Annotated in this window: 12 protein-coding genes, 1 tRNA gene and 2 pseudogenes; 7 read left to right on the top strand and 8 right to left on the bottom strand. The window is 66.9% G+C overall.

Annotated features, from left to right (window positions below; translation table 11 throughout):
* Positions 1 to 22: 22 nt before the first annotated feature.
* Complete coding sequence (locus HD596_RS30405) at positions 23 to 955, top strand: LysR family transcriptional regulator (protein ID WP_185072694.1); 933 nt, start codon at positions 23 to 25, stop codon at positions 953 to 955.
* 142 nt (positions 956 to 1,097) lie between these two features.
* Here the strand turns inward: HD596_RS30405 and HD596_RS30400 are convergent, their stop codons facing one another.
* Positions 1,098 to 1,613 carry a histidine phosphatase family protein gene (locus tag HD596_RS30400; protein ID WP_185072693.1) on the bottom strand — a complete coding sequence of 172 codons (516 nt, stop codon included), beginning with the start codon at positions 1,611 to 1,613 and terminating at the stop codon, positions 1,098 to 1,100.
* A 229-nt stretch (positions 1,614 to 1,842) separates the two neighbouring features.
* On the opposite strand from HD596_RS30400, the gene HD596_RS30395 reads away from it, so the two are divergent.
* Positions 1,843 to 1,919 (top strand) — tRNA-Ile (locus tag HD596_RS30395).
* A gap of 72 nt (positions 1,920 to 1,991) precedes the next feature.
* Here the strand turns inward: HD596_RS30395 and HD596_RS30390 are convergent.
* On the bottom strand, positions 1,992 to 3,032 hold the full coding sequence (locus HD596_RS30390; protein WP_313045138.1) for a site-specific integrase: 1,041 nt from the start codon (positions 3,030 to 3,032) through the stop codon (positions 1,992 to 1,994).
* A gap of 78 nt (positions 3,033 to 3,110) precedes the next feature.
* Between HD596_RS30390 and HD596_RS30385 the strand changes: the two genes are divergently transcribed.
* A protein-coding gene (locus HD596_RS30385) for an IS3 family transposase (protein WP_376775918.1) occupies positions 3,111 to 4,327 on the top strand; the annotation gives its coding sequence in 2 pieces (ribosomal slippage) (positions 3,111 to 3,420 and positions 3,420 to 4,327; 1,218 coding nt in all).
* Here HD596_RS30385 and HD596_RS65750 read toward each other — a convergent pair.
* Entirely contained in the window at positions 4,278 to 4,931 is a 654-nt protein-coding gene (locus HD596_RS65750; protein WP_185072690.1) for a helix-turn-helix domain-containing protein, read from the bottom strand. The two genes, HD596_RS30385 and HD596_RS65750, sit on opposite strands and share 50 nt — an antisense overlap.
* Positions 4,932 to 5,225: 294 nt before the next feature.
* On the opposite strand from HD596_RS65750, the gene HD596_RS30375 reads away from it, so the two are divergent.
* The 3 genes from HD596_RS30375 to HD596_RS30365 all read left to right on the top strand — a co-directional run bounded on the left by HD596_RS30375 (position 5,226) and on the right by HD596_RS30365 (position 10,040).
* Positions 5,226 to 6,836, top strand: a complete 1,611-nt coding sequence (locus tag HD596_RS30375; RefSeq protein ID WP_185072689.1) for a hypothetical protein — start codon at positions 5,226 to 5,228, stop codon at positions 6,834 to 6,836.
* A gap of 507 nt (positions 6,837 to 7,343) precedes the next feature.
* Positions 7,344 to 8,444, top strand: a complete 1,101-nt coding sequence (locus HD596_RS30370) for an integrase core domain-containing protein (protein ID WP_185072688.1) — start codon at positions 7,344 to 7,346, stop codon at positions 8,442 to 8,444.
* A gap of 702 nt (positions 8,445 to 9,146) precedes the next feature.
* Positions 9,147 to 10,040: an IS982 family transposase gene (locus HD596_RS30365; protein WP_185067915.1), complete on the top strand. Its 894-nt coding sequence runs from the start codon at positions 9,147 to 9,149 to the stop codon at positions 10,038 to 10,040.
* A 21-nt stretch (positions 10,041 to 10,061) separates the two neighbouring features.
* Here HD596_RS30365 and HD596_RS30360 read toward each other — a convergent pair.
* Both HD596_RS30360 and HD596_RS30355 read right to left on the bottom strand, forming a co-directional pair.
* A pseudogene (locus HD596_RS30360) lies at positions 10,062 to 10,307 on the bottom strand (DUF6348 family protein); the annotation flags it as partial.
* 18 nt (positions 10,308 to 10,325) lie between these two features.
* On the bottom strand, positions 10,326 to 10,736 hold the full coding sequence (locus HD596_RS30355) for a nuclear transport factor 2 family protein (RefSeq protein ID WP_246554966.1): 411 nt from the start codon (positions 10,734 to 10,736) through the stop codon (positions 10,326 to 10,328).
* A gap of 50 nt (positions 10,737 to 10,786) precedes the next feature.
* Here HD596_RS30355 and HD596_RS30350 point away from each other — a divergent pair, with 50 nt between their 5' ends.
* Complete coding sequence (locus tag HD596_RS30350) at positions 10,787 to 11,269, top strand: MarR family winged helix-turn-helix transcriptional regulator (RefSeq protein ID WP_185072685.1); 483 nt, start codon at positions 10,787 to 10,789, stop codon at positions 11,267 to 11,269.
* A gap of 219 nt (positions 11,270 to 11,488) precedes the next feature.
* Here HD596_RS30350 and HD596_RS66165 read toward each other — a convergent pair.
* The 3 genes and pseudogenes from HD596_RS66165 to HD596_RS60550 all read right to left on the bottom strand — a co-directional run.
* Positions 11,489 to 12,256, bottom strand: a pseudogene (locus HD596_RS66165) (IS1634 family transposase); the annotation flags it as partial.
* Positions 12,257 to 12,291: 35 nt separating this feature from the next.
* Positions 12,292 to 13,508 (bottom strand): IS3 family transposase gene (locus HD596_RS30345; protein ID WP_376775917.1). Its coding sequence is split into 2 segments (ribosomal slippage): positions 12,292 to 13,199 and positions 13,199 to 13,508, totalling 1,218 coding nucleotides; the frame shifts between segments, so codons are not numbered across the junction.
* Positions 13,509 to 13,535: 27 nt separating this feature from the next.
* Positions 13,536 to 14,192 carry an IS1634 family transposase gene (locus HD596_RS60550; RefSeq protein ID WP_221519589.1) on the bottom strand — a complete coding sequence of 219 codons (657 nt, stop codon included), beginning with the start codon at positions 14,190 to 14,192 and terminating at the stop codon, positions 13,536 to 13,538.
* Positions 14,193 to 14,311 lie beyond the last annotated feature (119 nt).

Raw genomic sequence — 14,311 nt, 5'->3', positions numbered from 1 at the left:
ATCGCCGCCTTACCGTCCCCTTATGGACCTCGAGCTCAGGCACCTCAGGATCGTCCGTGCGGTCGCGGACGCGGGAAGTGTGAGCAAGGCCGCATCCCAGCTCGGGCTGGCCCAGCCGGCCCTGACCGCCCAGCTCAAGCGCATCGAGCGGGTGCTCGGCGGCAGGCTGTTCGAGCGCGACAGGCATGGCGCGCGGCCCACCAGGCTGGGCGAGCTCGTGCTCTCCAGGGCGCGAGTGCTGCTTCCCGCGGCACAGGAACTCCAGGAGGAAGCCGTACGTTTCGCCGCCGCCCCCTCCCCCGGATTCCGCATCGGCGCCACCAACGGCCCCATACTGGGCGGCCTGGTCGACCGGCTCGCCGCGGAAGGGGCGGTCAGCACGTACACCTCGTGGTCGGCCCACGAGTTGACCAGCATGGTCGAGCTCGGCCGCCTCGACTACGTACTGACCGGCGCCTGCGGCGACTCCGGCACCCCCACCGGTGCGCTCATGTGGGAGACGATCAGCCTCGACCCCGTGTTCTGCCTGGTCGGCGAGGACCATCCGGCCGCCAAGGAGAAGGAGGTGGAGCTCGCCGACCTCGCCGGCGAGCAGTGGGCGGTGACACCCGGCGACGGCTGCTTCGCCGACTGCTTCGCCACGGCGTGCGCGCGGGCGGGATTCACCCCGGGCACGATCTACGAGACGGACGTCTCAACCTGCACCCACCTCGCCCAGGTCGGCCGCGCGGTCGTACTCTGCCAGGCCACCCACCAGGCCGCCCAGGGCCTGACCATGGTCCCGTTCGCCGGCGCACCGCTGCGCTGGCGCCAACTCCTCGGCCACCATCCCACCGCCCGCGACGCCGACTGGGTGGTGACACAGGCCAAGCAGGCCCACATGGACGCCGTACGCCGCAGCCCGGTCTACCAAGACTGGCTGGTCCGCAACCCCGGCTACGGCACCGCCCCGTAAGCCCCCGCACCGCCTTCTCGCCCCCACCCCGAACACCATCTGCCCCGGACTCCACCCCGCCCTCTGACTCCCGGACTCCGCCGCCACCCCGCGGACCGGAAACACCCCCACCCCGGGGAGGGCACCCCACCCTCCCCCCACCTCAGGCGATGCTGTACTCCCACCCCGGCCGCCACTCGAACGGCGCGTCAACCAACTCCTCCAACGGAGTCCCGTCCAGCAGATTCTGCAACGCCCACCGATTGGCGGAACGCGACACCACGAGCACCAGATCCCCCTGCCACTCGTCCATCACCTCCCGCAGAAACCCCGCCATCTCCGCCACAACCTGCCGATAGCTCTGCCCTCCCGGCCACGGCGTATCGATGTGCCTCCGCAACGCCGCCACCTCACTGACCGGCCGCCCGTTGTAGATCCCGTAGTCGCACTCCCCGAGCCGCCGATCGAGCCTGATCTCCTTGCCACCGCCCGCAAAGGCGATCTCCGCCGTCTGCACCGCCCGCCGGAGGTCGGAGGCGTAAACGACGTCCACCGCCTTCCGCCGCTCCCCCAGCTCCCGCCCCCGCGCGGAAAGCCCCCCGGGTAACCACCCGGTGACGATGCCCGTCTCGTTGTCCACGGTGATGGAGTGAGTCTCGTAAACCAGCCTCACGGCCACGCCCAGACGCTACCGCCCCATCAATCCCTTACGACTCCGCTTGGAGCGAAGACCCCGAATATGATCGGCCGAGGCTCCAACAACCCTGCCGGGCATGGAATGATATCCGCGGAGACCCGTCTCCCGCTCGGCCGGACGCCACGACCGCATCCGATGCTCTAGCCTTACCATGCGCAGGGGCTCGGCACGGTCTTACAACGTCCCGCCGCACGTCACACAACTTAATCCAGGGGCGGTAGCTCAGCCGGTCAGAGCATCGGACTCATAATCCGTGGGTCGTGGGTTCAAGTCCCACCCGCCCTACCACGCCGACCTGCGGCTTTACCCTGGCCTGTAGTCGCGTCATCTGATCGTGAGTCATGGTGAGCCACAGGTGAGTCACGTCGCCTCCCGGGGCTTGCCGATCTTCCGGTTGGTCGCCCGGACCGCCTTCAGCACCAGCCGCGCCGTCGCGCGGGCGCTGTCGTGATACAGCTGCGGGAGTACCGAGACGTACGTGTCGGCGGTCAGCACGATGCTGGCATGCCCCAGCGTGCCCTGCACCACCTTCAACTCTGTCCCCGACGCCAACGCCAACGTCGCAGCTCCGTGCCGCAAGTCGTGCAACCGCACCGGCGGCAACCCGCTCGCGGCCACCAGCTTGTGGAAGCGGTGCGTGAGATAGCTCGGCTGCACCGGCGCTCCGCCCTCCAGGGTGAAGATCGGGCTGGCCGGTGACCACCGCTCCCCCGGCAGCCGGCGCTGCACACGCTCATGCCGGCGCAACAGCCGCACAGTCTCCGGATCGAGTGCCAAGGTCGGCCGGCTGGCCGCGCTCTTCGGCTCACACCAGACCAGCCCCTCATCGGTGTGCACCAGCTGATGGGCGATGGTGAGCTCACGCCGCTCCAGATCGACATCCATCCAGCGCAGCCCGGCGACCTCCCCGCGCCGCAGCCCGCGCAAGGCCACCAGCCACCACAGCACGAACAGCGAATCCTCCCGCGCGAAGCGCAGAAAGGCGGCCAGCTGCTCGACCGTCCACACCGCCACCGCCGGACGCTCTCCCCCACGCCGCCAGTCCGCCTCCCGACGAGCCGTCCACACCACCGGATGCGTCCGCACCGGCGCAGGCAACCGGACGCCCTGCGCCGGATTGACGGCGATCAAGTCCTCACGCACCGCGTGGTTCAGCGCGGCCCGCAGCGTCGCCCGGATCCGTTCCAAGGTGGATGCGCTGATCGGCTGGCCGTACCGATTCCGCCGCCGCCCCAGCGCCACGAACATCCGCGTCACGTCCCGCCGCGACAACTCCGCCAGCTTGACCCGGCCCAGATACGGCACCAGATGCAACCGCACGTGATCCCGATAGGCCCGGTGCGTGGTCGGCCGCAACCGCGACTCCACCACCGACAACCAGTACCGCAACCACTGCCCCACCGTGCACCCGGGCCCTGCCCCCGATGTGTGGACACCTTGAGTACCGGATGATGGAGATCCGGAGACAAGGAGTTCCACGTGGCGATGAAGTCGTATCCGCCGGAGTTCAAGGCAGACGCCGTCGCGTTGTATCTATCCGATCCGGGACGGACGCTGGCCTCGGTGGCTGAGGACCTGGGGATCAGCCGGGAGACGCTGCGTAACTGGGTGCGTCAGGCCCAGGCAGACGGTACCGCGGGCGCCAAGGAGCGGGGGGTGGCGAGGAAGCCGGCGCGGGGCCCGCTATCGTCCGACGACGTGCTGGAAGAGGAGAACAACCAGCTCAAGGCACGGATCCGCGAGCTGGAGATGGAGCGCGACATCCTGCGCCGGGCGGCCAAATATTTCGCCGGCGAGACGAACTAGTGAGCCGCTTCGAGTTCGTCGACGACCACGCGGGCGCCTTCGGCGTGAAGCGGCTGTGCCGGGTCCTGAAGGTGTCGCGCTCGAGCTTCTACCGATGGCGCAAGACCGCGCCGGCCCGGGCGGAGCGGGCCGCGGCCGATGCCGCACTCGCCGCGGAGATCAAGCAGATCCACGGCGCGTTCGACGGCACCTACGGCAGTCCGCGCATCACCGCCGAGCTGCGCACCCGGGGCCACACGGTCAACCACAAGCGGGTCGCGCGGGTGATGCGCCGTTTCGGCATCGTCGGGCTGCACCTGCGCAAGAAGGTGCGCACCACGGTTCCGGAACCCTCGCATCACAAGGTGCCCGACCTGATCAAGCGGGACTTCACCGCGCCGGCCCCGAACCGGCGCTATGTCGGCGACATCACCTACCTGCCCGTCGGTGAGGGCCGGTTCCTGTATCTGGCGACCGTCCTGGACCTGGGCTCACGCCGGCTGGCGGGCTGGTCGATCGCCGATCACATGCGCACCGAGCTGGTGAGCGACGCGCTGCGCGCGGCCGCTGCGACACGGGGCAGCCTGCACGGCGCGATCTTCCATGCCGATCACGGGGCCCAGTACACCTCGGCCGAGTTCGCCAAGGTCTGCGCCGAGCTCGGCGTGCGCCAGTCCATGGGAGCCGTCGGCACCAGCGCCGACAACGCCGCGGCAGAGGCGTTCAACGCCACCCTCAAACGCGAAACGCTGCAGGGCGCCAAGCGCTGGTCCTCGGCGCGTGAGGCCCGCCTGGCCGTCTTCAAGTGGATCACCCGCTACAACACCCGAAGGAGACACTCCACCCTCGGCTACCTCAGCCCTATCGACTACGAGCAGCAAACCACCGATAAGGTGCTGCTCGCCGCATAACAACCCGTGTCCACACTTCGGGGCGAGCCCCCGTGTGCCAGCGATCCACCGCTGTCGTCCACGTGCCGGTGGCCTCGGCCAGCATCCAGCGCGGCCGGCCGCGGCGGACTTCATCGATCCCCAGCACGGTGACGAGCTCGGGCTGGGCGGGCAGCACCCGATGAGCATGCTCAGTGAACGCCGCCGAGACGATCGGCCAGGACACCCCGTGATCTCGCGCTGATTGGATCACCGTTCTCCCGCCATCTCCCACGGCGGCGCCTGCGGCTTGGCGTAATCGCCGGGTCGGCCGGGAGCGCGCAGGGATCTGCGGCACCTGCTCGGTAAACGTCTGACGTGGGCAGGACGCCTGGTCACAGCACCAGCGACGCTTACGCCAGCGCAACGCACACCGCCGCCCGCCGACCGGCAGGTTACGCGGGCGGGTAGTCACCCATTCCTTCATCCGGACCGCGGCGACCCCGCACTGCGGGCAGCATCTGGCCCGTTCATCCGAGGTGGCCAGGTGTACCACCGGGCCGTCCTGCACTCCGTCACCTGCGGCGAGGACCTTTGTGACGGCCACCCCGTCCAGACCCAGCAGCAGCGTCGTATCGTTGACCATGCTCGTGGCTTCTCTGATGTGATCTTCTTGCCTCGACAACAAGAAGGATCACCGAGAGCCACGAGCCCTCTCAAGCCTCCTGAGCCCGGCCGGCCTCAAACCCCGATCAAGTTCGAAGAGCCCGGATGGGCCGGTACAAAATCTCCTCCGATGCGGTCGGCGGAAATCTTGCCACGCCGCCCAATCCTAAAACGCGCTTGCGCGCCGGTCGAAGAAGGATGTTAATGAGTATACGCCGGGTACGCTCCGGCTAATGGATCGAAGCCACTGTGCTTCGTTATGTGGAGCATTGCCGTGACTTTGATCGACATCATGCTCGTAGTGATCGCGAGCCTGTGGATCCTCACGATCGCATCAGTGGGGATCGGCACGTGGACGCATGACGGTTGGGGATGCCTTGGTTTCGTGGTCTTCGTAGCCAGCATTCCTGCGGCGATCCTTTGGGCCGGAGTATCGTACACGACCTGCATCATCTTGTGGCTGTTCCTGCTGGCGGTGCTCACCGCCCTGATCGCGCGCCTCGTAGAAGTCCGTGGAAGGAAGAAGTCCAGAAGGGGCGACACCCGCGTGCTGGCGTCTCTGGGGTCGGCCCTCCTCGCCGTCGTCCTATGGCTGCGTGAATACGGCGGCACCTCCTGGAACTGGGCCATCAAGCACTGGGCGTGGATCTTGGTTTCCGTCGCCGTTCTCGCTCTCGCGGCCCTCTGCTGGTTTCTCCTCGTGCTGCAGAAACGAAGGGCGCTCGAGGCTGCCCGGCAAGCCCATGCAGTCTACCTATCCTCGATACAGCAGGAGAGGGACGCCCAAGCCTTGCGCGAGCAGGATGCGAGACGCAGGGAAGAGCATGAGCGGCACCGGCTCCTGCGCGAACATGAACTGGAGGAAAGTGATCGGAAGCGAGAAAGAGAGCGTGAGGAACTGGATCGGAAGCGAGAAAGAGAGCGGGAGGAGGCTCGCCAAGACAGGGAATATTGGCAGCAGTACAGGGAGATCGCGAGTCAGCTTGACGATAAGTGGTCACTGGTGATGCGCGCGCGTGACGCGGCAACCGCGTGTCCGAAAGAAGAACTGATCGCCCGTACCGATGACTTTCTGACACAGCTTTACCGGAAGAGCGCAGGCATGATTGGGCAGCCTGTGCGTTTACAGGATGTGGCAGGCAATGACCAGACGCAGCTCGCCGAGGCCTTATTTACATCGCTCCGATTACATCGACAGGGCTATGTGAAGGTACACAGTCCCCATCTTCCTGACAGCGCCCGTCCCTACTTGACGTCGGAGGACAATCCAGATCGTCACGCCCGTTCGACACTAGGGAGCCAGCCTATTCTTCCGCGAATTGATGTCCGCGAGGATGAAATGCCTATACTTGAACCATATCATAAAACGCCTCCTACCCGTCCAGCCCAAGCGGACAAGTCTGTTTTTCGGCGGCATTTGACTCGCAACAATAGCGGGCACCCCCATGCATCATGTCGAACTTTGTGGTGCGAGCACATATCCGTGACAGAGAAGGGAGTAGCCCTTCTTGTGCAATATCGAGATAATTCGGCAACCCAATTCATTGAGGAGATGATTGTGCAAGGGGATAATTTTAGTAATATCGGCGCCGGCGCAAACATACAAAACAGAATAAACAAAAGCACCTTGACGACGTCGGTAGGATCTGCCCGTGATCTCGCTGGCGAGGAAACCGCCGCCGCTCTGATGCGGTTGAGCGAGATCATCGAGGCGGCCGGCAGCGAGGAGGCGACCGAGCGCTTCAATCGGCTTACGGAAGAACTGGACCGCCCTAGGCCGGAAAAGGGAGTTCTCAAGCTCTTCTGGCAGGGAATAACAGAGGCCTTGCCAGGCGTCAGCGGACTGATCGAGATCGGCGAGAAATTGGCAAAACTATTTGTCTGAGGTTGACAACACAGACCGACGGTCGCCGGTACGGGCGTGTGGTTGTGGGTGTGATCTCCATCGGCCGCTCAGTGGATGGCAGGCGGTCGGCCGCCGAGTTCATCGATCCGCGGTTGCGCGGACATGGCTGAGGCCTGCCTCCCCCGTTGGACACGCGCCGATTGGCTCGTCTTGGCTCAGCCGTCGCTGATTCGCCTGGCGAGGAACTCTGCGAACCACTGGCTGGGCAGCACGCGATGAAAGCGCAGCGTGCTCGCGATCGCCCGAGTGGTTTGCTGGGCGTCTTGCCCACGGGTCTGGGCCCGAATGGTCTGCCAGGCAGTGATGAGCCGCTCGGCCACCTGCGAGCGGGCCCGCCCGTGGTCACGGGGTCTGCCAGGCCAGCGCGAACGCTGCGCCTGCCGATAATTACGTCCACCCAGGTCATGACTCTGCGAGGGCTTCGCGTGGCGTTCGCGAGCTCTGGTCACCCGGGAGACGGAAGCGCGTACGGCAGGATGATCCGCTGTGCTGCTTCGCCTGGCCTACCTGACCGTCACGAACACGTTCGCCGCGCTGCGGTTGCTGCCCATGGGCGATCGGGACAAGGACGTGGAGATACTTGCTCTGCGTCACCAGATCACCGTCCTTGAACGCCAACTCGGCGCCGACACGAGAGTGAGATTCGCGCCCGAGGACCGAGCCTTCCTTGCCGCGCTCCTGACGTCGCTGCCGCGCGAGGTCCTGCGCCAGCTGCGGCTCCTCATCCGTCCGGACACGGTTCTCCGTTGGCACCGCGATCTGATGCGACGTCGTCATGCCCGTACCTGCCGGCCGAAGCGGCCTGGCCGCCCACCCACCGTCCACTCCATCCGCGCCCTCATCCTGCGCTTGGTGCGACAGAACCCCGGCTGGGGCTATCGGCGGGTGCATGGTGAGCTCGCCACACTCGGTATCAAGGTCGCGCCGTCCACGGTGTGGGAGATCCTCAAGCGGGAAGGTCTTGATCCGGTGCCCGAGCGGGCTTCCACCACGTGGGCCGACTTCCTGCGCTCGCAAGCAAACGCCCTGCTGGCCTGCGATTTCATCGAGACCATCACCCTGAACGGGCAACGCCAGTACATTCTGGCGGTGATTGAGCACGCCACGAGGCGGGTCCGTGTGCTCGGCACCACTGCACATCCGAGCGCCAGCTGGGTCATCCAAGCGATCCGGAATCTGGTGATGGATCTGAACGATGCGGGCTGTCGGGCGCGCTTTCTGCTCCGAGATCGGGATGGGAAGTTCCCTGCCCTCATAGACGAGGTGCTCGCCGAGGCCGGCATCAAGACGGTGCTCACCGGTATCCGGATGCCGCGGATGAACTCGATCATGGAGCGGTGGGTGCAGTCCTGCCGTCACGAGCTTCTCGACCGCTGTCTGATCTGGAACGAACACCACCTGCGGCACGCCCTGCGCGAATATGAACACGTCTACAACCAGCACCGAGCCCACCAAGCCCTGAACCAAGCAGCCCCGCTGCGCACCGTCCCCGATCCGATCACGGACCCAGAGCGAATCATCGACCTGAATGTCCGCCGACGAGACCGGCTCGGCGGCGTCCTCCACGAGTACTCATATGCCGCTTGAGCTGCGTGGATGCAATTGTCGGCAGGCGCAGAGTCCTCGGTGGTGTCCTCGGAAGCGTCTGATACGGCGAAGGAGCCGAGGACCGTGTCCACGTGTGTCTTGGGAACGTTGAACGCGCTTATCAGATTGTCTGCGTCGGGGAAGTAGGCGACGTAGGCGGTGAAGTCCGGCTCCTTTCCGCAGGTGATGCGGAAGCTTCGGTACTCGTACTTGTATGCCGTGTTCTGCCGGAGTTCGCGGTCCTTCGTGCTGGCGTATGCGTCATCGTCGGTCGGGCAGAACCAGCTGACGATGACGTCAGTGTCATCGAGGTTAAGCTCCTCGGACCCGACTCCGAAGGTGATGCGGACGCCACCGGACTCGCATCCCGCGGCCTCGGCTGGAAACGCGCAGGTTTCACCACCCGATGCGCCCACCACGTTGTTGCTCTTCCATCCGGCAGGCAGCAGGAAGACGCGTGCCTCTCCGGTTTGGGCCCATGTTCCGCTAGCCCCGTCTTCCGCACGTGCTGCCCTGTCACAGGTCGGCCACTATGGAGCCGCCGACGCGGCCCCTCCTCTCCAAGAAGCCCCGCCCGAAGAGGGCGGGTGGCGGAGGAGCGGAGGGTTGTCGTGACAAGGTGTAGAACGGGCCTAGACGAGTAAGTCCTAAGTAGCTGCGGTACGGAGTGCGTACATAACGAAGGGTGTTGACGATCGGTTTGTGACAACAGACCTCAACACCCTTCTCACCGCACTGTACGTCAGCATCGACGACTGGCTCGGACATCAGCCACGACTGGGACGCAAGCCGAAACTCACCGACGCCGAACTGCTCACCCTGGCCGTCGCCCAGGTCCTGCTCGGCATCCACTCCGAGGCGCGCTGGCTGCGCTACGTCCCCAAGCACCTGCCCGGCGCCTTCCCCTACCTGCCCGGCCAGTCCGGCTACAACAAACGCCTGCACAAGGCCCTGCCGCTGCTCAAACGGGCCATCCGGGCGCTGGCATCCGACACCGACCTGTGGAGCGATGCGGTGTGGGTGGCCGACTCCACTCCGATCGAATGCGGCCGCTCCCGCCCCACCACCCAACGCTCGAACCTGGCCGGCTGGGCCGGCTACGGCTACTGCCGCTCCCACTCCCGCTACTTCTGGGGCCTGCGCCTGCACCTCATCTGCACCCCCGCCGGACTACCCATCACCTGGGCCCTGGCCACCCCCAACATCGACGAACGCCAGGTGTTGATGGCCATCTGCGAGCACGACCCGCACCTGCTCGCCGACCGGCCCGGCCTGCTCATCGTCGCTGACAAGGGCTACATCTCCGCCGAACTGGACACCTTCCTGGCCGAGCGCGGCGTGCGGCTGCTGCGCCCGTCCTACCGCAACCGCACCCCTCGCCCCGGCGAAGAGCTGCTCAAGCCGATCCGCCAGCTGATTGAGTCCGTCAACGACACGCTCAAGGGCCAGCTCGACCTGGAACTGCACGGCGGACGCACCGTCACCGGGGTCGGCGCCCGCATCGCCCAGCGCATCCTGGCCCTGACCGCCGCCATCTGGCACAACCGAGCCACCGGCCAGCCCATCACCCGATCCCTGATCGCCTACGACCACTGACCCGACTTAGGACTTACTCGTCTAGCTGGTTTCATGGTGCACGAGCAGCACGAACGTGCGGGGCGTGGGACGCGCCGGACGTGACCGGTCCAGGCCGGCGAGGGTGCGGGAGCCGGCCTCGTGGTAGTCGCCGTCGCCCCGGATCTCGGCGATATCGCTCGCCTCGCCGCCCCCGAAGAACGCCTTGACGCCGATCAGCTGATCGCGGCCGAACGTGCCCTTCAACGCTGGGGCCAGGTGCGGCGGGAGCGCGTGCTGCACGGCCCACCGTTGTGTGGCGGGGCGTCAGCGGCGGGTCAGGCGCTCGTAGCAATCGTAGTTGCGCTGGGCCGCGATCTTGCCGTCGCGGAACTCGAGGAATGTCCCGATGTGTGCCCGCAGGGTGTGGCCGGCCGGCAGGTCGCCCAGCGGTACGGCGAGTGTGCCGGTCCAGAGCACCTCGAGGGCGACCTGGTCGCCGGCCGCGACCGCGTTCAGCACCTCGAAGCGCTGCTCTTTGATGGTCGTGCGGCCGCGTTCGGCCGCCGCGCGCAGACCGCCGAGGTCGCGTACGGCCCCGTCGGGGAAGAGCGCATTGGGCAGCTCGCGCTGCACGGCGTCCTCGTGGAAGTACGGCTCGGGGCTCTCGCCACGGGACACCGCCTCGTGGTAACGAACGGCGAGGTCCACGATGGCGTGCTGCTGGAGGTTCGTCATATTAACAACCATAGTTGTACAACCATGGTTGTCAACTGCAGAATGTCTTCATGCAGCCTGTACAACCCGGCGACCTGGACACCGGGACACTTGCCCTCTTCGTCGGATTCGCGGCCGCCTCCGTCGTGCAGGAGAGCCTGGCGGAGCAGGGCTTCTCCGGCCTGCGGTTCGCACACGGATACGTCTTCCAGCATCTCGTCGGCGACGCCGGCCCCACAGTGGGCGACCTGGCCCCGAAGCTGGGCGTGACGCAGCAGGCGGCATCCAAGACCGTGGCCGAGCTCGAACGCCTCGGCTACGTGGAGCGCCTGGCTGACCCGCGCGACGCCCGCATCCGCCGCGTGCACCTGACCGGGCGAGGCCGCGAGGCGGTGGCGACAGCCCGGCGGGCCCGCGAGGCGCTGGAGTCACGGCTGGCAGAACGCGGCGGGAAGCGGCGGTTGGAGGAGTGCCGCGCGCTGCTCGCGGACCTGCTGGACGAGCTGGGCGGCGCGCCGGCCGTACGCCATCGCGAGGTCCGGCCACCCCGCTAGCCCCGTTTTCCGCACGTGAGTGGTCTTCAGCGGAGGTCTCATGGATCGATGTCGAGGAGGTCTAGGAGATCGAGTTGGAGATCGGTGGGCTGCGGGATGGTCGGGGGTGACTGGCCAGTGCCCGGGATTAGCCGGATGCCGGCCAGCGCGTCGAGGATGAGCTTGCCGGTGGGAATGGCGGGCCGTCCGGCGTACAAGGCCGTCGACCTTGGTCGCGCCGCGAGCCGCCAGGGCGTGGCGGACCTGGCGTTCGATCAGGCAGAAGATGAGCAGGGCCAGGCAGATCACGGTGATCAGCGCGGTGATGCGGCGGTTATCCTTCAGATACAGGCTGGTGACGGCCAGTGGCCCCTTGAATGCCTGGTAACGATGCTCGACCGCTTCTTGGCCTTTGTAGTGGCGCAGCACCTGTCCGGCGTCGCCCTGATCCGCATCAAGGTTGGTCAGCAGGGCGTACCAGCCGTCGGTGGCGGCTTCGGCATCCAGCACCTGCTGGTCGAAGCGCCAAGCCAGGGTGGGTTTGCCGGTGCCTGGGTCGGTGCCGGTGACCGCGGTCAGATAGGCGCTCACCCGTCGGGCGCGGCCGATCGCGGTGATCCGGTCGGTGACGGCCTGCTCGTCGGGGTAGTGGCGGCTGCCCAGGCCGCGCTCCAGCCGGGCCAGATCCTCACCGGCCCGCGCCAGCTTCTTGGCCCGGGCGGCCTCGGCCGCCTGAGCACGGGCCGAGGAGTGCACGAAGATCCGCCGCAGCCTCAGCACCGGGTCGTTCTTGCGCGGCCCGGCCAGCGTCATGACGTCGTCACGCACATGCCAGACGCCACGCCGCTCGACGGGCTTGCCCTCGTCCCGGGCGGCGACATAGTCCACCCGGGTGGCCGCAGAGATCTTCTGACCGGCCAGGGTCTCGGCGCCTACGTAGTGCTTGGAGGCCGGCGCGATGAAGGCCACCCCGCTGGCGATCATCGCGGCCAGGTTCGCATACGAGATCAGGGGGGCTCGCCCCGAAGTGTGGACACGGGTTGTTATGCGGCGAGCAGCACCTTATCGGTGGTTTGCTGCTCGTAGTCGATAGGGCTGAGGTAGCCGAGGGTGGAGTGTCTCCTTCGGGTGTTGTAGCGGGTGATCCACTTGAAGACGGCCACGCGGGCCTCACGCGCCGAGGACCAGCGCTTGGCGCCCTGCAGCGTTTCGCGTTTGAGGGTGGCGTTGAACGCCTCTGCCGCGGCGTTGTCGGCGCTGGTGCCGACGGCTCCCATGGACTGGCGCACGCCGAGCTCGGCGCAGACCTTGGCGAACTCGGCCGAGGTGTACTGGGCCCCGTGATCGGCATGGAAGATCGCGCCGTGCAGGCTGCCCCGTGTCGCAGCGGCCGCGCGCAGCGCGTCGCTCACCAGCTCGGTGCGCATGTGATCGGCGATCGACCAGCCCGCCAGCCGGCGTGAGCCCAGGTCCAGGACGGTCGCCAGATACAGGAACCGGCCCTCACCGACGGGCAGGTAGGTGATGTCGCCGACATAGCGCCGGTTCGGGGCCGGCGCGGTGAAGTCCCGCTTGATCAGGTCGGGCACCTTGTGATGCGAGAGTTCCGGCACCGTGGCGCGCACCTTCTTGCGCAGGTGCAGCCCGACGATGCCGAAACGGCGCATCACCCGCGCGACCCGCTTGTGGTTGACCGTGTGGCCCCGGGCGCGCAGCTCGGCGGTGATGCGCGGACTGCCGTAGGTGCCGTCGAACGCGCCGTGGATCTGCTTGATCTCCGCGGCGAGTGCGGCATCGGCCGCGGCCCGCTCCGCCCGGGCCGGCGCGGCCTTGCGCCACCGGTAGAAGCTCGAGCGCGACACCTTCAGGACCCGGCACAGCCGCTTCACGCCGAAGGCGCCCGCGTGGTCGTCGACGAACTCGAAGCGGCTCACCAGTTCGTCTCGCCGGCGAAATATTTGGCCGCCCGGCGCAGGATGTCGCGCTCCATCTCCAGCTCCCGGATCCGCGCCTTGAGCTGCTTGTTCTCCTCTTCCAGCACGTCGTCGGACGATAGCGGGCCCCGCGCCGGCTTCCTCGCCACCCCCCGCTCCTTGGCGCCCGCGGTACCGTCCGCCTGGGCCTGACGCACCCAGTTACGCAGCGTCTCCCGGCTGATCCCCAGGTCCTCAGCCACCGAGGCCAGCGTCCGTCCCGGATCGGATAGATACAACGCGACGGCGTCCGCCTTGAACTCCGGCGGATACGACTTCATCGCCACGTGGAACTCCTTGTCTCCGGATCTCCATCATCCGGTACTCAAGGTGTCCACACATCGGGGGCAGGGCCCCAGCTTGGAATCACCGATCATCAGCATCCGCTGCGGGCCGGCCAGCTTCTGCAGGCCCTGCATCGCGCCGATGACCTGCCCGACCTCACCGGCCGCGCCGTCATAGGCGCGATGAAAGACCGGGATCGCGCCATCGGAGCTGACCGCGATCCCGGCCTGGACCTGCTTCAGATCCGGCCGCCGGTCCTTGGGGTGGCCGAAACGTGGCCGCGCGTAGCTGGGCTCGGCATCGTCGTAGCCGCCGTGCAACGAGATCGAGATCATGTCCCAGTGCAGGCGCGTCACATCGATGCCGAACGCCTCGATCGCGGCCAGCCCGACAGACCCGGCCACCTGGTCCAGGTGCGGAGCGATGGCATTCAGAGCGCGACCGATGCGGTCATCGTTGAGCAGGCCGGGTTCGACCCCGAAGGCCTCGCCCACCGCCCACGCGCGCGCCCAGTCCTGGACATGCACCAGCGGGGCGGGCGAGGTCAGCCGGTTGGCCACCAGCACCTCGATCACCTGCCCATGAGTCAACTCCGCGACATCACGCACCGGGCAAGCCGCATCCACCAACTCCCGGATCCGTAACCGCGAGCAGAACCCGGCGATGTCCGGCAACGCTCCGAGCATTTTCTCGACACTGGCCTGGCCCCACTACGCACGCTGTCTCACCAGCCAGGTCATACCGCGATAACGATCACCACAGCAACCCATCGATCTTCAAACAACCGCACGTGCGGAAAACGGGG

Origin of the sequence: Nonomuraea jabiensis (assembly GCF_014204795.1) — a bacterium.
Taxonomy (GTDB): Bacteria; Actinomycetota; Actinomycetes; order Streptosporangiales; family Streptosporangiaceae; genus Nonomuraea; species Nonomuraea jabiensis.
The sequence above is the reverse complement of the archived record's forward strand: the minus strand, read 5'-3'. Positions and strand labels throughout refer to the sequence as shown.

Coding starts and splice junctions, on each gene's coding strand:
- HD596_RS30405 (WP_185072694.1), top strand. CDS start 23: ATGGACCTCGAGCTCAGGCACCTCAGGATCGTCCGTGCGGTCGCGGAC.
- HD596_RS65750 (WP_185072690.1), bottom strand. CDS start 4,931: ATGGTCAACGATACGACGCTGCTGCTGGGTCTGGACGGGGTGGCCGTC.
- HD596_RS60550 (WP_221519589.1), bottom strand. CDS start 14,192: ATGCTCGGAGCGTTGCCGGACATCGCCGGGTTCTGCTCGCGGTTACGG.
- HD596_RS30350 (WP_185072685.1), top strand. CDS start 10,787: ATGCAGCCTGTACAACCCGGCGACCTGGACACCGGGACACTTGCCCTC.
- HD596_RS30355 (WP_246554966.1), bottom strand. CDS start 10,736: ATGACGAACCTCCAGCAGCACGCCATCGTGGACCTCGCCGTTCGTTAC.